Source organism: Leptolyngbya sp. 'hensonii' (assembly GCF_001939115.1).
In the GTDB taxonomy this organism is placed as follows: Bacteria; Cyanobacteriota; Cyanobacteriia.
In genome coordinates this window covers 1-20,387 of sequence record NZ_MQTZ01000035.1, presented here as the reverse complement: position 1 = coordinate 20,387, position 20,387 = coordinate 1, and the positions used below count along the sequence as shown (strand labels likewise).

Here is a 20,387-nt window from a genome sequence, read left to right as displayed (position 1 = left end):
GTGCCATGAGTCTCGGATCGGAATTGACAATACCGGTTGACTTGCAAGTTCAGGCTTATCAGTATCTTTTGGAAGCCGAATATGGGCAGGCAATTCAGGTCTACGAGCAGGCGATCGAGGACGAGCCTAACTGCACCCTTAACTACTGGTATCTGGGTATGGCCCTGTTGCTGAAGGGCCAGGAAGCAGAAGCTCAGGCAACCTGGTTAATGGCCCTGGCAGAAGCAGATGCCGATCAGGAAGAGATCTGGACGCAAGAACTCCTGCAAGTGGTGCAACTGGAAGCGGAACGACAGGAGTGCCTGGAAAAATATGCCATTGCTTGGGCACTGCGCCGACACATTCAGGAAATTTGCCCCCAAAATCTGAATAATCTGCTGCGAATTATCCAGCTGACCCAATATCCCCAGGCTAATTTGGATGAAGAAAGCGCTCTGACAGATGCCATTACCCTCATGGGTGACCATCCTCCCCTGGAAGTCAGCCCACAGCTTTTACTGGAAACCGTGATTACTGGATTAACCCAGAGTAATGCACCCGATCGGGCGATCGACCTGTTTGAAGCAGCTATTCCTTACATTGAAGATGAGCAACATTGGCTCAGCCATCTGGTTCACATTTCCAATTTGGTCTGCTACGCCCAGATGCGAGCCCCCCATGCCTGTCGCATTGCAGAACTCTGTCTCAAAATTCGCCCTAATGATCTGGCTGTGATGGGTCGCCTGTCCGCTTTTTATCAAAAGGCAAGTCGGTATGAAGAGGGCATTGAGGTGGCCCGTCAGTACTGTGCCCTGGCCAGTTCCATCCCCACTCAGGTCTTCGGCAGTTACCTGCTATTGCGGGGATTAATGACAGCCGGTGGTTTCTGGGATGAAGTCCAACAGGCGTTGATGGAACATGAACGGTTGCTGCGGGTTCTGATTGAAGTTCCGCCAGACGATCTCAATCCCCCCACAGCGGCCTGTATGTTTACGTCAACTTTTTTTCTGCCTTACCTGGTCGATGATCTGGCCCATAATCGCTTCTTTCATAATCAGGTTAGTACCCTCTCTCAGCGGGCTCTGCAGTATTACTTCCAGGAACGGGTCGAAAAGTTTAAGCAACGTCATCGCACCCTGGCCAGAACAGCACCGCCCAATAAGATCCTCAAAGTGGGATACCTGTCTACCTGCCTCAGACAGCATTCCGTCGGTTGGCTGGCTCGCTGGCTCTTCCAGCACCATAATTCAGAGCAGTTTCAGGTTTACACTTACCTGATCAATCAACCAGAAATTGATGTGTTTACCCAGCGCTGGTTTGTTGATCCGGCATTTCAGACCCGCCAATTGGGCATTGACTCCTGTGCGATCGCGGATCAGGTATTTGCCGATGAAATTGATATTCTCGTTGATCTGGAAAGTTTGACTCTGGATACCACCTGTGAAGTGATGAGCCTGAAACCAGCACCTGTGCAGGTCACTTGGCTGGGCTGGGATGCCGCTGGGATTCCAGAGATCGACTATTACATCGCCGACCCCTATGTTTTGCCAGAATCCGCCCAGGAACACTATCTGGAAGAGATCTGGCGACTTCCTCAAACCTATATTGCTGTGGATGGTTTTGAAGTTGGAGTTCCCGATATTAGTCGGGAACAATTCGGGATTCCGAACGAGGCCGTGATTTACCTGAGTGCCCAGCAGGGACCAAAACGCAATCCCCAGACCTCTCGCCTACAAATGCAAATCATTAAGGCTGTTCCTGGCAGCTACTTCCTGATCAAAAGTCTGGCTGACCAGGAAGCCGTCAAGAAGGCATTTCTGCAGTTGGCCGAGGAAGAAGGCGTTGATCGCGATCGGCTGCGGTTCTTGCCAGCCACCCCGTCAGAAGTGACCCACCGGGCTAATCTGGGTATTGCTGACGTGGTTCTGGATACTTATCCCTACAATGGCGCAACCACAACGCTGGAAACCCTGTGGATGGGAATCCCTCTGGTCACCCGGGCCGGAGAGCATTTCTCCAGCCGCAACAGCTACACCATGATGATGAATGTGGGGGTCACGGAGGGAATTGCCTGGAGCAGTGAGGAGTATGTGGACTGGGGGATACGACTTGGAAAAGATGAGGCGCTACGCCAGAAAATTTCCTGGCAATTACGAAAATCTCGTCAGACTTCGCCCCTCTGGAATGGGCGAAAATTCACCCAGGATATGGAGCAGGCTTATCAGCAGATGTGGCAGAGATTTATTTTTCCTCAACCTTCAGTGTCTGACAGGAAATGTGATCCGTCAGAATAGACGTTGCTGTCAAACTGGTGTGAATTTCCAGATGGGCCAGGGAAGGGGCTTCAAACAGGAGTCGCTGCCCTGGGAAAACAACCCGTTCAAAGTACCAGTTTGGGACATCTGCAATGCGGGCAATTTGCATCTGACAACTGCCATTAACATAGCAGCAAAGGATGGGATCAGAGCATTCCAGGAGGGATAGGGAGTCCAGAACTTGCGTCATCATCGTTTTGGGGTCAAAGCTTGTGTGTGGAAACGAAGGCAGTAGATTGAAGCACTGTTTGTAGCATAGAAGTGAGATCCTTCAAAATGGAAAATACCTAGGAATTCTCATAGGCTTTACCACTCAGACTCACTTCAGTCAATTTGCAAACAACCTATTAAATTTGTTTAAATTCGTTAAGAATATTATAGGTTAAGTATTTTTGCTCAGTCAACCTATTCCAGCTATAAACCTGAGAGCCTTGACTGGGATGGACAGCCGCGATCGGGATTACCCTCCAGTAGGATTTAGAGTTCACTGTGCAACCTGTTGATTTCACAACGCTCACGGCTATTTGCGGGGAATTACGCCAAAACTGGTTGCCTGCCCGTCTGGAACAGGTCTACCAGCGAGATCGCCATACCCTGGCTATTGCCCTCCGGACATTGCAGGGTCGAGGATGGCTGACCCTGTGTTGGCATCCCCAGGCAGCTCACCTGTGTCTGGGAGATCCCCCACCCCGTGATCCAGATACCTTTACCTTCAGTCAGCAATTGCAGCACCAACTCAACGGGCTGGCCCTGGTGGAAATCGCGACCATTGCTCCCTGGGAGCGGGCGATCGATCTGAAATTTGCCCGCCGCCCCGATGATCCAATTCTCTGGCACCTCTACACAGAAATTATGGGCAAGTACAGCAATGTCATTCTCGTCAATCGGGAGGGTCTGATTGTGACGGCTGCCCACCAGGTCAGTTCTCAACAGTCGAGGGTGCGCCCCATTCTGACTGGCCAGCCCTATGAACCTCCCCCCACCTTGCTGGACGCCATCCCAACAGCCCAGGAATCTCTGGCTCGCTGGCAGGAACGGGTCAGCCTGCTCCCAGGGCCTATTAAACGGAACTTGCTCAAAACTTACCGGGGCCTGAGTTCAGCTCTGGTCGTTTCCATGCTGCAGGAAGCCGGATTGGACCCCGAACAAGCCACCGATCGACTGCAGACCGAAGATTGGCAACGGCTGTTCCATCGCTGGCAGGAGTGGCTTCAGAGTCTGGACAGGGGTACTTTTTCGCCCGGTTGGACCCGATCGGGCTACACGGTCCTGGGCTGGCAACGGGTGTCTCCGGTCGAAACCGTACAACAGATAATCCAGAGCTACTACGGTCAGCAACTGAATCAGCAACGGTTTGAGCAGGTGCACCACCAATTAGGCCAGAAGCTTAAAATTCTGCTGGAGAAGCTGAATCAGAAAAAAACAACCTTCAGAAACCGGTTGCAGCAATCTGAAGGGGCCGATTGCTACCGGGAACAGGCCGATCTCCTGATGGCGCACCTGCACCACTGGCAACCGGGCATGACGACGATCGAACTGCCCGATTTTATGACTGGGGACCCTGTTTCTATTTCCCTGAATCCAGAAAAAAATGCCGTTCAGAATGCCCAGGCTTTCTATAAACAGCATCAGAAGTTAAAGCGAGCCCGCACAGCCGTGTTGCCCCTGCTAGCAGCGGTAGAAGCAGAAATCCAGTACCTGGAACAGGTAGAAGCCTCTCTAACCCAGATGGATCGCTATCAGACCTCGGCTGACCTGCCTGCTCTGGAGGAAATTCGAGATGAACTGATTCAGCAGGGCTATCTGGAGGCTTCAGGCTATCGGAGTCGGATGGAGACGAATGACTCTGGCATTGACTTTCACCGCTACCGAACCCCCAGTAACTTTGAACTTCTCGTTGGTCGCAACAACCGGCAGAATGATCAGCTCACGTTTCGTTTGGCTGGAGACTATGATCTCTGGTTCCATACCCAGGAAATCCCCGGTAGCCATGTGCTGTTGCGATTAGAGCCAGGGGCTGTGCCAGAGAAAGTCGATCTCCAGTTCGCGGCTGATCTGGCAGCCTACTACAGCCGGGGGCGTCTCAGCGAGCAGGTTCCGATCGTCTATACTGAGCCCCGGCATGTTTACAAACCCAAAGGGGCAAAACCAGGGATGGCGATTTATAAACAGGAACGTATTCTCTGGGGACGACCTCAAGGGGCTGCAACATATTTGTCCAGAGGATTAGAGGCTTAGAGAATATTTTCACCGTAGAAACGCAAAGTCACCGGAACTGTTCTGTGGTGTTTCCCTAGTTCACTGTACTCAGTTGCTGCATGTTGTTCATCGCATACTGGTATTCTTCCATCAGGCCTTGTTTGCGATAGAGATCGGCAGCCTGCTGCAGGTCAGCCCGTGAGCCCTGCACATCTCCCATCCGATTGGCCACAACGCCCCGACTGTAATAAGCATCCGCGAAATTAGGGTCAGCAATGATGGCTCGTGTGAAATCTCGCATGGCTCCCTTGTAGTCCCCTAGAGCCACCCGAGCCAGAGCCCGGTTGTTATAGGCATTGGCATCTTTAGGGTTAAGCTTTAAAACCTGGTTATAGTCTGCGATCGCACCTCGCATGTTGCCCTGGGCATATCGAATCAAGCCCCGATTCCCGTAGGCATTGGCATAGGCTGGATTGAGTTGAATGGCCTGGTTGAAATCCGCGATGGCAGCCTCATAATTCTTGAGACCATACTGAGCCAAGCCCCGGTTGTAGTAAGCGCTTGCACTTTTAGGACTCGCTTTCACCGCCCGGTCAAACTCGATCAGCGCAGCGTTGAAATCTCCAGCTTCCGCTTTCTGAATACCTTGACGGGTGAAGTTATCAACTTTCATCTGTTGCGTGATGGGGGCTGCAACTGGTTTTGCCTCTGCAATCGCAGGGACTCCACCCAGTAAAGTCACCGTCCCCAGAATGGCAATAAGTTTCAGTGTGCGGTTCATCTTAGTCATACTCGAATGCGGCATGACTATAACTCCAGGTATCCACCCTAAGGTTTCCAATAGATTAAGGTGATTTTTAAGATCCCTACCCTGTGATATCAGAGGGATGAAGGTGTGATCCGTATCTACCCGGAGATATCCTGTCGGGTGTTAATGGCCCGCTGGAAAGCATCCCGATCGGAATAAATGTCCAGCATCTTGTCCATCCGAGTAATTTCCACCAGCATGGCTGCCTGTCCTTTCAGGGAACAGAGGGAAAGGGTTCCCCCTGCCGATCGAACTCGCTTATAGGCCGTGACCAGAAAGCTGAGGCCACTGCTATCCATGAACATGGCATCTTGCATATCAATCAAGAAGTGCTGATATCCCTCTTCCAGGGCAAGATCGATCCCATCCAGCAGTTCAGTTCCATTGACGCTGGTCAGCATTCTAGAAGGTTGAAAAATTTGGATGCTCGTCATGATTGAGTGACTCGGACACCTTGATGGGGTATATGGGTTCAGACTATACAAAAAACTCAGATAAATCATCCGGGATAGCCATGACTCTGCCTTCTGGAAGAAACTCATGGAGCTGACCGGCCTGCCAGCGACGCAGACGATAGAGCGTTGCAAAGGTAAAACCAGCAGAAGTGCTGCCCTGGCCACCAACCCGTTCACTTCCTCGCCGAACGTTATCAATCATCCAGGCGGGTAGACGGATGTGATACGGGTTACGCCGGACCTCACCAGCATGGAAGGACAGGGCTGTAATGAAACTAATTACATCTTCAACGCCAGATTCAACCATCAGGTTTGGATCCTCCATTGCCTGCCAGTACTCTGTCTCCACCATAATGCAATGGAAGTCGGTCGCCATTTGCTGCAGGGCATCAAAAACCAGGTAATGGGTGCCAATGTGAGTCGTATTCCCATCTCGATCGTGGGGGCAAAAAATGGCAGTAGGTTGTTGCTCCTGCAAAATTGAGACGATCTGCTCAACGGCTTGCCTCCAGATTTCTGGTTGCTGAGTTCGGGTGGACAGATTAATGCCTTCCAGGCCCCGATCACCAATTTGGATTAACCCAAAGCCCAGATATTGGCAGGCTCTGGTCAGCTCCTGATAACGCTCCTCCTGCCGCTCCCGATTACTACCCTGGGTCACCGCAACGTTAATCACCCTCATCTTGAGCTCCCGTTGCAGACGGAGAGGGAGCCCCCCAATCAGGCATTCATCATCAGGATGGGGAGAAAACAAAAGTACCCTAGGAGCCTCTGCTGGAGCAGAAACCAGGGTACTGGGTTCAAAATGGCCCAAGGGGTAAAGGGCCGCTTCTTGCATGAGAGCCGCGATCGTCGAAACAAACTTTTCGTATGGATTCATTTCAGGTCTAGGGCTTTAGCAAAACCTTGATTCAATTATCCCGGTTGTGCTTAAAGATTTCATCCTGATCAGAAGTCGTTAAGCCCTATTGGCCCGACGGATTTGTTCCGGCAGGAGGCGTTTGACTCTCACTGGGCTGAGATTCAGAGGTTTCGTTGGAAGGAGAATCCGAGGGCTGATCTGCCGGTGAATTGGAAGTCCCTTGAGGCTGGGAAGGCGCAGGAGCTGTTGTATTTCCCTCAGAAGAGGGAGCGGGCACGGGCACGGGCACAGGAATCTCTCGCACCCGATCGGTGGTCCGCTCAATGATGGTTTTTTGATCTGTGGAGTTGCTGGGCACCGGAGAGGTAGGGGCTGGTGGAACGGGCGCAATCTGGACTGGATTACGATCTCGGTACCAGAGGGAAAAAGCGGCTACTGCAAAGCCCACACCTGCTGCCAAAATAATGCCTAAAATGAGCCCGTTAAAAGCATTAGTTGCTTCATTTGCCCGGTGAATCTCTGCATTTACCCTTTGATGGGCCTGCTGGGTATCTCGCTCCAAAACACGTCCCTTAACGTAACCATTGCGGTAGTCAATTTCCCTTTGATCGGCAGGTCTAGCGTTGATCGTGTCGTCGATCGAATTATCCAGAATAGGTTCGTTACTTCGATTGGGATTTCTATTGGGATTTGTCATGGCTTTTGCTCAACTGTGATGGGCATAAAAACCAGGACATTCAACCGCTAACTGTGCAACAGCTAGCAATGCCTGGTATTCTATTTCCCTGCAGTTTAATGGATTTAAAAAATTGCCACCTCTACCTCAAGAGCCGGTTATCTTATCATTAATCTCCCTTTCTAGAAGTAGTTATTAGATTCACAATCCAGTCTCCTGGTAGATGAGATTTGCGGCATTCAATCAGTAATCTCATAGGTGTTGACGCGATGATTTCTGATCATTTTCTAGATAGGTAAGGAGACATATCATGACTCTCGAAGATAGAGCAAAAGCCACAGCAAAAAACATTGAAGGTAAAGTTCAGGAAGCGATCGGTAAGGTAACCGGAGACACCAAAGATCAGGCAGAAGGCAAGGCTAAGCAGGCAGAAGCCAGTGTTCGTCATGCCGTTGAAGATGTTAAAGATGAAGTCAGGAAAGCCGCCGAATAGGATCTGCGCGGTCACACCTTAACCACTGCGGTGATTAGATCTCCAACTTCTTCAAGAAGTTGGAGATCTAATTGTTCACTCGGATCCAAAAAACTGAATTCCCTCAATCAAAAATCAGGGACACAATCTAGTGCCCCTGAGCATAATGTGCCTGGGGTTTTGGAAGCTTGGATATGGGTTTATTGGGATACTAGCACCTGCAATTCCTCAGCTTTTACCTGCTTGCTGCGCGATACCCCTGGACTACGCAAGCTGTTACATAAAACAGGCATATCTTGCCAGCAATGCCTGCAAAACCAATATCCTTGCTGACCTTTAACATGGTACAAAAGAACCGTTTCACAACATGGACATAAATTACTGATCATCTTGATCTATCCCCTTGATATACAGACGATCAATGACCTCAATCGCCTCATTTATTAAGATTCGTTTTAAACTCTGCCGTGTCAACGTAGTGCAAATGAAGAAGGGTGAATTGAAAATCAAAAATTAAAAACAGCCTTTCGTAAAGATTGCTTATTCTTAATTTTTGGTTTTGATTTTTTAATTGTCCCAAGACTGTTATAACGCTATAAAAACATGTCGTTTGTAGTGAGTACAACATACCGGAGATAGAGTTGGCAGAAAGCTAGGGATGAGCCGCCAGATAATCAGGATCTGAATTTTAAACTTTGTTGCAGGCTCTGAACTCCCAACTGCTTCTATCCTGCTATCCGGCATTTCCTCAATCCACCAAACTCCAGCCAGCCTCCAGCCCAACTGCTTGCTTTTACACAGGTAATAGCACGGTAAATGTGGTACCCAGGTTCAGCTTACTTTCCACCTGAATCTGGCCCTGGTGGTTCTCAACGATAGCGTCCACGATCGCCAAGCCCAAGCCAGATCCAGTGCCACTGGCTGGTTGTGGTTGTTCCCCCTGATGATGGGTACGGGCTGGGTCTACCCGGTAGAAGCGATCGAAAATTTGTGGCAGGGCCTCCTCTGGAATACCCATCCCCGTATCCTGCACTTTGACCTGAATACTCTTGCCACTCCGTTGCAACATTACCTGCACCTGTCCCCCGGCTGACGTATACTGCACCGCATTGGCAATCAAGTTAGTAAATAAGCGGGCCATCTGATCCCGATCGGCCACAATTTTAATCGGAATAGACGGCTGCTCCTGAATTTGCAAGGACAGATACACCTGCTTTTCCAGGGCAATCAGTTGCTGCTCCTCCAGAACATCCTTCAACAAGTCCTCCATCAGCACCTCCGAGCATTTGGGCTGGACCATCCCGCTATCCTGTCGAGCCAAAAACAACAGGTCATCTACCAACCGCCCCAACCGCCGAGTCAAGCGCTCCACCACCTGTAACTGGTGCTGCTGAAATTGCGGGTCAGGATCTGGATCCGCCAGGGCCACCTGAACATTGGTCTGAATGGTGGCGATCGGGTTTCGGAGCTCATGGGATGCATCTGCCGTAAACTGCTTCAACCGCTGGTAAGAATCCCGCACAGGTTCCATTGCCAACCCGGACAGAAACCAGCCGATCGCCCCAACGGCGACAATCACCAACACAGTTCCCAGGCTTAAATCCAGGATGAGTTGCTGAATTGGCTTGGTGACTTCAAACCAGGGGTGACTGACCCGCAGGTAGCCCAGGGTCTGGCGACCGATCTGCACCCGCTGCGTCACCTGACGGAGCACCCCTTCTCCCTTAACCACATGGACGGTTTCTCCACTGGGATTGGAATGGAGTGGAATTCCCAGAGGTTCGGCCAGAGTAGACCAGATCAGGTCTCCGTCGGGACTGAACCACTCCAGATCAATATGGTCATCCTCCCCAGCATCAGCCTGATTTGGAAAACTGGCTTCCACATTAACCCGCAGTTCTCCTCCTTCCTGATGAAAGTTGACAGGCTCGATCACCAGCGATCGTTGCACCACTTCCACCACATGGTTGAGGGTATCGTCAATGCGCTCAATCAAGGTCGTGCGGACATAGAGATAGGACATGCCGATAAACAGCAACAACAGTACCGCTGTGACGATCGTGTACCACAGGGCAAGTCGTCTGCGGGTAGCCTGGAACATAGGTTGCTCATTGGTCATTCGGTTAATCTCCTCCCAGGAGGGATGACCCGCAGGGCTGGGGTGGGTTTGGATTTGTCATTGGTTATTGGTATCCAACCTGGCAAATGACCATTCAATGACAGTCCTATCCATAATGATTGGATAGACCATATCCTCATTCAAGATGGAATAGACTTTTGTGGCAGGGACGATCGAGGGCCACTTTATGAAACTGACAACGCGGGGACATTACAGTGTCAAAGCCCTTCTGGATCTGAGTTTACAGCCTGGTCATCAGCCTGCCTCTGTTAGAGAAATTGCCCAACGGCAGGACTTACCTGCACCTTACCTGGAAAAATTATTGATCGAAATGCGTCGGGCTGGCCTGATTGAGTCTGTTCGAGGAGCCCATGGAGGTTATCGACTAACGCGATTGCCTGCCCAAATTTCCCTGGGACAGATTCTGGAGGCAGTCGGGGAAACGATCGAGCCCCTGCCTCACCATGTCCCGGATGCTGACCAGGCCGGAGATTGGGTCACCTTTACCCTCTGGAATCGGCTCCATCAGAAGCTGAAAGAGGCCCTGTACAGCATTTCTCTGGAAGATCTCTACTACGATGCCCGCAGTTGGCAGGCCGCCCAGGGAGAGGAGAACAATTTTGTGGTCTAACGCTGCATCTGTTCTGGCGATCGCAGCCAGCCTGGACTTTCTGATTGGCGACCCGTGGGGGTGGCCCCATCCCGTGCAGGGGATGGGATGGTTAATTGCCCGTTATGGGGAACTGGCCCGAAAAATCCTCCAGTCCCCCCGATGCTTGAGAGTGGCTGGAATTGGCCTGGGTTTGGGGTTGGTCAGTGGCAGTGGTCTCCTGGGCTGGACCCTGATTGCTGCGGCCCGAACTCTCCATCCTCTGGCGGGCATTCTATCCGAGAGTATTTTGCTGGCCTCCTGCTTTGCGGGTCGGAGTTTGCGTGATGCCGCCACCGAGGTGCTGCAGCCCTTAAAGGCAGGGGATCTAGGTCAGGCTCGTGTGGCGTTGAGCCATTATGTCGGACGGGATACGGAGATCCTGGCTGAGCCAGAGATCCTGCGGGCTGTTCTGGAAACGGTGACTGAGAACGCCACCGATGGCGTTCTGGCCCCCCTATTTTATGGCCTCATCGGGGCCATGATACCGGGAGTGGGGAGTGCCCCCCTGGCCCTGGCCTATAAGGCCGCCAGTACGCTAGACTCTATGGTCGGCTATCGTACCCCTCCGTACACCGATCTGGGTTGGTTCAGTGCCCGCATGGATGATGTCCTGACTTGGGTCCCCTGCCGACTGGTCGTGGGGACGATCGCCTTGCTCTCTGGCAGGCCCTGCCAGGTCTGGCGTCTCTGTCAACGGGATGCTCCCTTCGATCCCAGCCCCAATTCTGGTTGGAGTGAATGCGCTTACGCTGCTGCCCTGAATGTCCAGGTAGGCGGCAATAACTGGTATCAGGGAATAGCACGGCCTAAGCCTTTGCTGGGAGACCCGATCGAAAAAATTACTCCCGACCATATTTATCGAGCGCTTCGCCTCACCCGCTCTTGTTTTCTGCTGTGGTTAGTCCCTATGATAGGGGTTTCAAACTGGATCACAGCCCGGTGAAAGGCTCCTATGGGGCTAGGGGCTGTTCAGAGTTCATGTCTTTGGGAAAGAGCTATGCTGCCCCAGGTTGTCGAGATTTTCTCAGCGGATGAGTTACGCAGAACCCTGAACCGACTGGCTTCCCAGGTTGTAGAGCGGGCTGGGGACCCGGCCAAATTGGCCCTGTTAGGCATCTACACCCGGGGTGTTCCGCTGGCTCATGTTCTGGCTCGCCAGATTGAACAACTGGAGCAGATTTCCATTCCAGTTGGAGCCCTGGATATCACCTTTTACCGGGATGACCTGGATAAAATTGGTCCCCGTACCCCTGCAAAAACGGAGATCCCGTTTGACCTGTCAGGCAAAACAGTAGTGCTGGTGGATGATGTCATCTTCAAAGGACGCACGATTCGAGCAGCGTTGAATGCGATCAATGACTACGGGAGGCCGGAAGTCATTCGGTTGGCTGTTCTCGTCGATCGCGGCCATCGGGAGGTTCCCATCCACCCAGACTTTACAGGCAAACAACTACCCACCGCAAAGGATGAGCAAGTCAAGGTTTACCTGCAGGACACCGATGGTCGGGATGCGGTAGAGCTATTTCGGGCCAGCAGTCGCTAGGGAAAACCCAATCCTAGCCCAGCCGCTGTTTATCTCCCCGGTAACGAATGTATTCAGCGGCAAAAAATACCAGACCCGATGCCAGAATCAAAACGACACTGAGGGCATTGATATCTGGTTTAACCCCAGTGCGGATCCGGCCAAAAATTTCCATGGGCAGGGTTGCCACACCACCCCCAGCTGTAAAACTGGCAATCAGGAGGTCATCCATACTCAGAATGAAGGCCAGTAAGCAGCCTGAAATAATGGCTGGAGCTAACTCCGGTAACATCACCTGAATAAAAGCCTGAATCGGCGTTGCTCCCAGATCTAAAGCCGCTTCCTCTAAATGGGGGTTGATGCTATTGATCCGGGTTGAGACCGTCACAGAGACGTAGGACAGACAGAAGACAACGTGGGCTGCGACGATCGTCCATAAACTCAAGGGGACCGCAATCACCGCCAGAAAGACCAGGGTCGCCACTGCGATTGCAATGTCTGGAATGATAATTGGCAGATAGGTTATCCCCCGGTACAGGGATCGACCTGGAAACCGATAGCGGGCCAGCCCCACGGCCATTAAAGTCCCAAAAACGGCGGCAATGCCCACGGCGGCAATCCCGACGAACAGGCTATTCTGAAGCGATGTGAGAATGCGGGAATCCTGGAAGAATTTTTCATACCAGGTGAGGCTAAAACCTTCCCACTTGGCCGCTGATTGGGACTTATTGAAGCTGAAGACCGTCAGCACCAGAATCGGCAAATACATAAAGCCGAACATGAGAACCGAGAAAGCGGCCTGCCAGGGTAGACTCAAGTGACGTTGGGCCTGGGACGTGGGCATGGATCAGTCCTCCGTAATGGCTCGACTACCCCCTAACCGAATCAACAGGGCGATCGCCAGACTCACCGCTATGATCAAGACCGTACTCAGGGCTGAGCCAAATCCCCAATTCTGAGTAGCACCGAGAAACTGGTTATAAATCAAGCGGGAAACAGTCATATTAGAGGTTCCACCCAGAAGTTCCGGATCAACAAAGTCTCCCATACTGGCAATCAAGACCAGGAGCGAACCAGCCGCAATCCCTGGCATCGTCTGGGGTACCGTCACTCGCCAGAAGGTTTGGATCGGGTTGGCTCCCAGATCCGATGCTGCCTCCAGCAATCGCCGATCCAGCTTTTCCAGGGACGAATAGAGAATCAATACCATATAGGGAAGTAGTCCATAACTCATCCCAATCAAAACGGCAATGCTACTGTTCAGTATATCCAGGGCAGGCAGGCCAATGCTGGTGAGCAGCGTATTCATCACCCCTGTCGGACGGAGGATGGTAATCCAGGCATAGGACCGGAGTAGGGAGGAGGTCCATAAAGGCAGAACAAACCCCATCACCAGCAGGTTACGCCAGCGTTGGGGGGCCATCAATGCAATCCAGTAAGCAACGGGAAACCCCATGAGCAGGCACAGGATCATGGTTCCGATCGCGAAAAACAACGATCGGCCAATCACCTGCAAAATGATGGGGTCAAGAATCTTGAGATAGTTAGAAAAACCGGAGGGATTGACAACCTGGCCAGGGCGAATATCTGGCACCAGGCTGAGTTCAAAGATAATCAGGGTGGGCAAAACCAGCAGGAGCAATAACCAGAGCGCTGATGGAGCCAGCATCACGATCGGTTCTACCCACCGGGGCAAGGGGAGCTCGGGACGCTTCTGAGACTCAGATTTAGGAATAGAGGGGGAAGAACTGGCCACAGATTCAACGCTCTTTTGAACTTTGGGAATAGGCGCGATTAACCGCGCTGTTTCAGTTTAACTGCTTGTCAGTTTTGTCCAATAATTATCGTAGATTTCTGCAGCATCGCCCACTGGGGCAATACTCTCGCATTTCTCCAGGATTTCATCTGGCGGAAACAGGGTTGGATTTTCCCGAATATCTAAAGGTAATTGATCAAAGGCACCCTGATTGGGCGTGGCAAAACTGAGGCGGCGACAAACCGAGGCAGCAACCGATGGTTGAGACATGTAGTTAATCCAGGCGTAAGCACCGTCAGGATTGGGCGCAGTTTTTGGAATGACCATATTATCACTCCATAAAGAGGTACCACTGCGGGGAATCACATACTTCAACTTGGGATTTTCCTGAGTCACGGATTCCCCATCAGACGAATAACCCATGGCCAGATAGATATCACCCGCCAGAATTTGTTCCTTCCAGGCATCGGTGGTAAACAATCGGATGGCAGGTCGCAGTTCCTCCAGTTTTTGATAAGCCCGTTCAATTTCCTTCAGATTTTTGGAATTATAGGAATACCCCAAAGACCGCAGCACTGCCCCCATGACCTCCCGCACATCATTCAGAAGAGTCATGCGACGGAACAGTTTATCTTTATTTTTCCAGAGATAATCCCAATCCTCCGGCGGTGTAGGCAGCTTTTCTGAGTTGTAAATCAATCCAGTGGTGCCCCAGCTAATCGGGATACTGTAGCGATTGCCTGGATCGTAAGGAGGGTCTCGAAACTTAGGTTTGATACTGTCTAGACCAATCAACTTAGACTGATCCAACTGCAGCAGTAGCTTTAATTCAATCATCCGTTCTACCCCATAGGCTGAGGGATAGATGATGCTGTAATTGACCCCCTTACCGGCCTGGAACGTATTCAACATGACATCATCAGAGTCAAAGATATCTGCCTTGACTTTGATACCTGTCTGAGCTGTGAACTCAGACAGGAGCTGATCATCGATGTAGCTGGTCCAGGTGTAGACAAATAACTCATCTTTGGACCCCTTGCTGCCCGTAGCCCGCACTTCGGCAAGAGTCCAGCCACAATTGGTGAGGGCCAACCCGGAGGCCGCAGCAGTCGCAGTCTGGATAAACTGCCGTCTTGTAGATCTAGCCATGGGCCTCATCGATCGAGCAACGCTAAACAGTCTGTTGTAGCCCAGTAAACATAGATGGGAATATCGGAATCTGGTAGTGCCCCTGCGGTATTCGGCTGCAATACAGTCAGCCGATCTCCAGTGGGCAATTCTATCAGGTAATGGACATGGGTGCCCAGGTACATGACATTCCGCAGCCGACCTTCAAAACAGTTCAGCCGGATATCCGGTGGATAGAAGCTGACGTAAACTTTCTCCGGTCGAATACTAACCACTACCTTGGTTCGGATCAGATCTGCGTTCCAGGGCTCCACGGGTTGCACCATAATTGGCAGCCCAGATTCAGTCTGAATCTTCAGGATCGATCGATCGATATTGGTAATCTGCCCTCGGAATAAATTGGTATCCCCAATAAAACTGGCCACAAAAGGAGTTGCCGGGTGCTCGTAGATCTCCTGTGGGGTCCCAAGTTGCTCAACCTTCCCCTCATGCATCACCGCAATGCGATCGGAAAGGCTCATTGCCTCCTCCTGGTCGTGGGTCACCATGATAAAGGTGACACCCAGATCCCGGTGTAAGGTGGAGAGTTCCACCTGCATTTGTTTCCGCAACTTTAAGTCCAACGCCCCCAGCGGTTCATCCAGCAATACGACCGCTGGACGATTCACCAATGCCCGAGCTAGGGCCACCCGCTGTTGCTGCCCCCCCGACAGTTGGGCCGGGAAACGGGTAGCCAATGGCTCCATCTTGACGAGCTTCAGGGCTTCGTTGACCCGTTCCTCAACTTCTGCCCTGCTCCGGCGCTTCAAGCGCAGGCCAAAGGCTACATTTTCCTTTACAGTGAGATGACTGAACAGCGCATAGCTTTGAAAGACCGTATTCACCGGACGGAGATAGGGCGGCACATTGGTCATTAACTGCCCTCGGATGAGAACCTCCCCTGCAGTAGGGGTTTCAAACCCGGCAATCATTCGCAAGGTGGTGGTCTTACCACAACCCGAAGGACCCAGGATGCTGAAAAACTCCCCTCGTTGAATCGTTAAATCCACACGGCTAACCGCAGGTTCGCCGTTAAAGACCTTGTAAACTTTTCGCAGCTCAATATCAAATTCAGTATCCACTTTGGCTGAGCCCTGGCTCTGTACGGCGGCTTGGGACATAGGGGCTCCCGTCGTTAAAACCTTGGTCTATTGTACCCACTCAAATTGCATACGGTACAGAAGTTACGGGGTTAGGGGTAAGCTAGTTAAGTATTTCTTTATATTTTGTCGGAAATATGACGCTCACTTCACCAGTGACGATCGCTCAACAACCTAGTCCTCGGACCGTTGGACGCCGTTACCAATCTGTCATCCTGATGGCAGTCATCAGCATCTTTATGCTAGGTGGAATTGGCAGCCGTCTGGCTTACCTGCAACTGATTGAAGGCAATCGTAACCGTCAGTTAGCTGACAACAACCGCATTCGCCTGATTCCCAAGCAGCCCGAGCGGGGTCGAATTTTGGATCGTAAAGGTAGAATTCTGGCTGGGAGCCGCCTTTCCCATTCTGTCTTCCTCTGGCCTCTGGCGCAGAAAAAGGCAGAATGGCCCACAACCATCAAGCGTCTGTCCCAAATCCTGAATGTCCCTGAAGACCAAATTCAAAAGCGCCTGGAACAGGCTGGATACAATTCCCCCTTCTTGATTCGGGTGGCCCGGGGCATCAGCCCAGCCCAAGTCACGGCCCTGGCAGAGTACAGCAATAGCCTGCCAGGGGTTGAGGTAGACGCAGAAGCCGTACGCTACTATCCCTATGGCGATCTGGCCGCCCATGTGATTGGATACACCGGCGAGATTAGTGATAACGACTTTGAGAAATATAAAAGTGAGAACTATCGCCTGGGGGACGTGGTTGGGCAGATGGGGATTGAGGCCGCTTATGAAAAGCGATTGCGGGGCACCTGGGGAGGCCAGCAGGTCGAAGTCAATGGGGCGGGCCAGGTGGTTCGGATTTTGGGACAGAAGCCCGTTCTGCCTGGTCAGGATGTGCAATTGACCCTGGATATGGATTTGCAGAAAGCAGCCGAGGCCGCTTTGGGGAACCATAAGGGATCGATTGTGGCGATCGATCCCAAAAATGGGGCCATTTTAGCCATGGTCAGCCGTCCGACTTTTGACCCCAACCTCTTCTCGACTCGGATTACAGACGCTCAATGGCAGCGCTTGCAGAGCGAAGATCATCCTTTTGTTAATCGAGCTTTACAAGGCTTTCCACCGGCCAGCACCTTCAAAATTGTGACCACAACAGCTGGGATTGAGTCTGGCAAATTCTCTGCTGATACGGTGCTCATGACCTATCCCTCAATTACCGTAGGTGGCATTGAATTTGGTGATTGGAATCGGGCCGGTTTTGGGCCGCTGGGGTTTGTCGGAGCCATGGCTTGGAGCAGTGATACCTTCTTCTACCAGATCGCCATGGGTGTTGGCGATCGAGACCTGATCCGCTGGACCCGACGCTATGGCTTTGGCCGCAAGACTGGGGTAGAACTGTCGGCAGAAGAGGCTCCTGGTTTAGTCCCTGATGACAAATGGAAGCAACAGGAACTGAAGGAAGGCTGGTTTCTGGGGGATACGGTGAACATGTCGATCGGCCAGGGGTATCTCCAGGCCAGTCCCCTCCAGGTAGCTGTCATGTTTGCGGTTCCAGCCAATGGCGGCTATCGGGTCAAACCTCACTTACTTAAGGATGATGAGGAATCGAAAAACTGGCAGGATTCCCTCAATCTGAGACCTGAAACCCTGCGAACCCTGCAAGAGGGACTCCGAAATGTAATTACCACCGGTACCGGACAGGCTTTGAATGTGTCTAACCTGCCCCCCATTTCCGGTAAAAGTGGTACGGCAGAGGATTTTGGTCGTGAGTCCCATACCTGGTTTGGGGCTTATGCACCGACTGACAAGCCAGAAATTGTCGTGGTGGCCTTTGGGGAAAACTCCGGTGGTGGGGGAGGATCTTTCGCCGCCCCGATGGTACGGCAGGTGCTGGAAGCCTATTTCCGCAATAAGCAGACCCAACGCCCCTAATTCATCTTCCCGAGAACAAGGGCATCCAGGCAACGTTCCTGAATTTTGAATTCGGATCCACCGAGCAGCTATAGAATGGAACCTGTCTTGTCTCTACGGGAAGCTTATGTCCGCTCTATCGTCTGCCCCTTTTTCTCCGGAAGAAATTGCGGCGGAGGGCTTAAAGCCCGAAGAGTATGAAGAAATTGTGCGCCGACTCGATCGTCATCCCAACAAGGCGGAATTGGGCATGTTTGGGGTCATGTGGTCAGAACATTGCTGCTACAAAAATTCCCGACCCCTACTGCGGCAATTCCCGACTGAGGGTCAACGAGTCCTGGTTGGTCCGGGAGAAAATGCTGGTGTGGTAGACCTGGGCCAGGGATTACGGCTGGCATTCAAGATTGAGTCTCACAATCATCCTTCAGCAGTGGAACCCTTCCAGGGAGCTGCAACCGGGGTTGGTGGAATTCTGCGGGATATTTTCACGATGGGGGCCCGGCCGATCGCCCTCCTCAACTCCCTACGCTTCGGGTCCCTGGAAGATGCCCGCACGCGCCGCCTGTTCACAGGGGTTGTAGCAGGTATCAGCCATTATGGCAACTGTGTCGGAGTGCCCACCGTAGGGGGGGAAGTTTATTTTGACCCGGCTTACTCTGGGAATCCCCTGGTCAATGCCATGGCCTTGGGGTTAATGGAGACCACCGAAATCGTCAAATCAGGAGCCAGAGGCATTGGCAACCCTGTACTCTATGTGGGCTCTACAACCGGGAGAGATGGAATGGGGGGAGCCAGCTTCGCCAGTGCCGAATTAAGTGATGAGTCTGAGGCCGATCGACCTGCGGTTCAGGTGGGGGATCCATTCCTGGAAAAATCCCTGATTGAAGCCTGTCTGGAAGCATTTCAGACAGGCGCAGTTGTCGCTGCCCAGGATATGGGGGCGGCAGGCATCACCTGTTCCACCTCAGAAATGGCTGCTAAAGGCGGGGTAGGGATTGAACTGGACCTGGACCAAATTCCGACCCGTGAAACGGGCATGGTGCCCTATGAATACCTGCTGTCTGAATCTCAGGAACGGATGTTATTCGTGGCCCACCAGGGTCGGGAACAGGAACTGATTGACATCTTCCATCGCTGGGGGTTGCAGGCCGTTGTAGCAGGTAGCGTCATCCCAGAGCCGATCGTCCGTATTCTCTATCAGGGGCAGGTGGCTGCAGAAATCCCAGCGACGGCCCTGGCGGATAACACCCCGATCTATGAACGGGACCTGTTGACCGAACCGCCTGACTATGCCCGTGCAGCCTGGGCCTGGACCAGTGCCCAACTCCCGGACTGTATCCCTGCAGGGATTGAGACTCAATCTGGCTTTCAGGACTGGACTGCCATTCTGTTCCAGCTCCTGGATAGCCCGACGATCGCCTCCAAACGCTGGGTCTATCGTCAGTACGACCACCAAGTGCAAAACAATACGGTCCTCCTGCCGGGAGGGGCCGATGCGGCTGTGATTCGAATTCGGCCCCAGCAACCTCTGGAGGTGGGGGTTCCCCAGTCCTTGACCTCTCCCCCCGGGGTGGCAGCCACTGTCGATTGTAATGCCCGCTACGTCTATCTGAACCCCTACGAAGGGGCGAAGGCAGCCGTGGTGGAGGCAGCCCGCAACCTCAGTTGTGTGGGTGCTGAGCCCCTGGCCGTGACGGATAATCTTAACTTTGGCAGTCCGGAGAAACCGATCGGGTACTGGCAACTGGCCGAAGCCTGTCGGGGCATGGCCGAAGCCTGCCGGGAAATGGCAACTCCGGTCACCGGGGGCAATGTTTCCCTGTATAACGAGACCCTAGACGCCAAAGGCACCCCCCAGCCCATCTACCCAACCCCAGTGGTGGGCATGGTTGGCCTGATTCCCGATCTGAGCCGCATTTGTGGGCAGGGATGGCAGAGTGAAGGTGATCCCATTTACCTGCTGGGAACTGCCCTGGACAGTTCGGCGGCTACGGTGACCCTGGGGGGCTCAGAATATCTGGCTCTGGTGCACAACACTGTTGCAGGACAGCCTCCCCAGGTGGACTTCGAACTGGAACGGCAGGTTCAGGCAGCCTGCCGGGAAGGAATTCGCCAGGGTTGGATCCGATCGGCCCATGATTGTGCTGAAGGAGGGGTGGCGATCGCCCTGGCCGAAGCCTGTATCAGCGGGAGCCGGGGTGCTGAGATTACCCTACCCACCCTATCACCAGCCATTCGCTGGGATCTGCTCCTATTTGGCGAAGGTGGGGGAAGAATTATTGTATCGGTTGCAACAGAACAGACTCAAATTTGGGAATCCTACTTGCAGGCCAATCTGACCCATCACTGGTGGCAACTGGGCCATGTCGGAAATCCATCTGGGTCTTTACTGATTTCCACC

18 protein-coding genes are annotated in these 20,387 nt (G+C 52.5%); 8 read left to right on the top strand and 10 right to left on the bottom strand.

Annotation, left to right across the window (positions count from 1 at the left end):
• Window positions 1-5 precede the first annotated feature (5 nt).
• Entirely contained in the window at window positions 6-2,273 is a 2,268-nt protein-coding gene (locus tag BST81_RS11180; protein WP_075598608.1) for an O-linked N-acetylglucosamine transferase, SPINDLY family protein, read from the top strand.
• On the opposite strand, the gene BST81_RS11175 is transcribed toward BST81_RS11180, so the two are convergent.
• Window positions 2,221-2,487 carry a DUF1830 domain-containing protein gene (locus BST81_RS11175; protein WP_253188231.1) on the bottom strand — a complete coding sequence of 89 codons (267 nt, stop codon included), beginning with the start codon at window positions 2,485-2,487 and terminating at the stop codon, window positions 2,221-2,223. The two genes, BST81_RS11180 and BST81_RS11175, sit on opposite strands and share 53 nt — an antisense overlap.
• 296 nt (window positions 2,488-2,783) lie before the next feature.
• Between BST81_RS11175 and BST81_RS11170 the strand changes: the two genes are divergently transcribed.
• Entirely contained in the window at window positions 2,784-4,532 is a 1,749-nt protein-coding gene (locus tag BST81_RS11170; RefSeq protein ID WP_075598606.1) for an NFACT RNA binding domain-containing protein, read from the top strand.
• A gap of 55 nt (window positions 4,533-4,587) precedes the next feature.
• Here BST81_RS11170 and BST81_RS11165 read toward each other — a convergent pair whose 3' ends face one another.
• The 4 genes from BST81_RS11165 to BST81_RS11150 all read right to left on the bottom strand — a co-directional run bounded on the left by BST81_RS11165 (window position 4,588) and on the right by BST81_RS11150 (window position 7,315).
• Window positions 4,588-5,274, bottom strand: a complete 687-nt coding sequence (locus tag BST81_RS11165) for a tetratricopeptide repeat protein (RefSeq protein ID WP_216351306.1) — start codon at window positions 5,272-5,274, stop codon at window positions 4,588-4,590.
• A gap of 125 nt (window positions 5,275-5,399) precedes the next feature.
• Window positions 5,400-5,735, bottom strand: a complete 336-nt coding sequence (locus BST81_RS11160; protein WP_075598605.1) for an STAS domain-containing protein — start codon at window positions 5,733-5,735, stop codon at window positions 5,400-5,402.
• A 43-nt stretch (window positions 5,736-5,778) separates the two neighbouring features.
• Window positions 5,779-6,636 carry a PIG-L family deacetylase gene (locus BST81_RS11155; RefSeq protein WP_075598604.1) on the bottom strand — a complete coding sequence of 286 codons (858 nt, stop codon included), beginning with the start codon at window positions 6,634-6,636 and terminating at the stop codon, window positions 5,779-5,781.
• A gap of 85 nt (window positions 6,637-6,721) precedes the next feature.
• Window positions 6,722-7,315: a hypothetical protein gene (locus BST81_RS11150; protein WP_075598603.1), complete on the bottom strand. Its 594-nt coding sequence runs from the start codon at window positions 7,313-7,315 to the stop codon at window positions 6,722-6,724.
• Between the two features lie 289 nt (window positions 7,316-7,604).
• On the opposite strand from BST81_RS11150, the gene BST81_RS11145 reads away from it, so the two are divergent.
• Window positions 7,605-7,787, top strand: coding sequence for a CsbD family protein (locus tag BST81_RS11145; RefSeq protein WP_075598602.1), 183 nt, complete (start codon window positions 7,605-7,607; stop codon window positions 7,785-7,787).
• A 772-nt stretch (window positions 7,788-8,559) separates the two neighbouring features.
• Here the strand turns inward: BST81_RS11145 and BST81_RS11135 are convergent.
• Window positions 8,560-9,885 carry an ATP-binding protein gene (locus BST81_RS11135; protein ID WP_363079862.1) on the bottom strand — a complete coding sequence of 442 codons (1,326 nt, stop codon included), beginning with the start codon at window positions 9,883-9,885 and terminating at the stop codon, window positions 8,560-8,562.
• Window positions 9,886-10,072: 187 nt separating this feature from the next.
• Here BST81_RS11135 and BST81_RS11130 point away from each other — a divergent pair, with 187 nt between their 5' ends.
• From BST81_RS11130 to pyrR, 3 genes are read left to right on the top strand one after another with little or no spacing between them, the layout of a single operon-like run.
• Window positions 10,073-10,516 (top strand): Rrf2 family transcriptional regulator, encoded by a 444-nt coding sequence (locus tag BST81_RS11130; RefSeq protein WP_075598600.1) that lies wholly within the window; start codon window positions 10,073-10,075, stop codon window positions 10,514-10,516.
• Window positions 10,506-11,480 (top strand): adenosylcobinamide-phosphate synthase CbiB, encoded by a 975-nt coding sequence (gene cbiB / locus BST81_RS11125; protein WP_075598599.1) that lies wholly within the window; start codon window positions 10,506-10,508, stop codon window positions 11,478-11,480. The genes BST81_RS11130 and cbiB overlap by 11 nt, the downstream gene beginning before the upstream one ends.
• 54 nt (window positions 11,481-11,534) lie before the next feature.
• Window positions 11,535-12,080, top strand: a complete 546-nt coding sequence (gene pyrR / locus BST81_RS11120; protein ID WP_075598598.1) for a bifunctional pyr operon transcriptional regulator/uracil phosphoribosyltransferase PyrR — start codon at window positions 11,535-11,537, stop codon at window positions 12,078-12,080.
• Window positions 12,081-12,093: 13 nt separating this feature from the next.
• On the opposite strand, the gene BST81_RS11115 is transcribed toward pyrR, so the two are convergent.
• From BST81_RS11115 to BST81_RS11100, 4 genes are read right to left on the bottom strand one after another with little or no spacing between them, the layout of a single operon-like run.
• Complete coding sequence (locus BST81_RS11115) at window positions 12,094-12,903, bottom strand: ABC transporter permease (protein WP_075598597.1); 810 nt, start codon at window positions 12,901-12,903, stop codon at window positions 12,094-12,096.
• A gap of 3 nt (window positions 12,904-12,906) precedes the next feature.
• Entirely contained in the window at window positions 12,907-13,815 is a 909-nt protein-coding gene (locus tag BST81_RS11110; protein ID WP_363079858.1) for an ABC transporter permease, read from the bottom strand.
• A 57-nt stretch (window positions 13,816-13,872) separates the two neighbouring features.
• Window positions 13,873-14,964: a spermidine/putrescine ABC transporter substrate-binding protein gene (locus tag BST81_RS11105; RefSeq protein WP_075598596.1), complete on the bottom strand. Its 1,092-nt coding sequence runs from the start codon at window positions 14,962-14,964 to the stop codon at window positions 13,873-13,875.
• Window positions 14,965-14,969: 5 nt separating this feature from the next.
• Window positions 14,970-16,103 (bottom strand): ABC transporter ATP-binding protein, encoded by a 1,134-nt coding sequence (locus tag BST81_RS11100; RefSeq protein WP_075598595.1) that lies wholly within the window; start codon window positions 16,101-16,103, stop codon window positions 14,970-14,972.
• Between the two features lie 116 nt (window positions 16,104-16,219).
• Here BST81_RS11100 and mrdA point away from each other — a divergent pair, with 116 nt between their 5' ends.
• Both mrdA and purL read left to right on the top strand, forming a co-directional pair.
• Complete coding sequence (mrdA, locus tag BST81_RS11095) at window positions 16,220-18,007, top strand: penicillin-binding protein 2 (protein ID WP_075598594.1); 1,788 nt, start codon at window positions 16,220-16,222, stop codon at window positions 18,005-18,007.
• Between the two features lie 106 nt (window positions 18,008-18,113).
• Window positions 18,114-20,387 (top strand): phosphoribosylformylglycinamidine synthase subunit PurL (purL, locus tag BST81_RS11090; protein WP_075598593.1); only part of this gene is annotated, 2,274 nt, incomplete at its 3' end.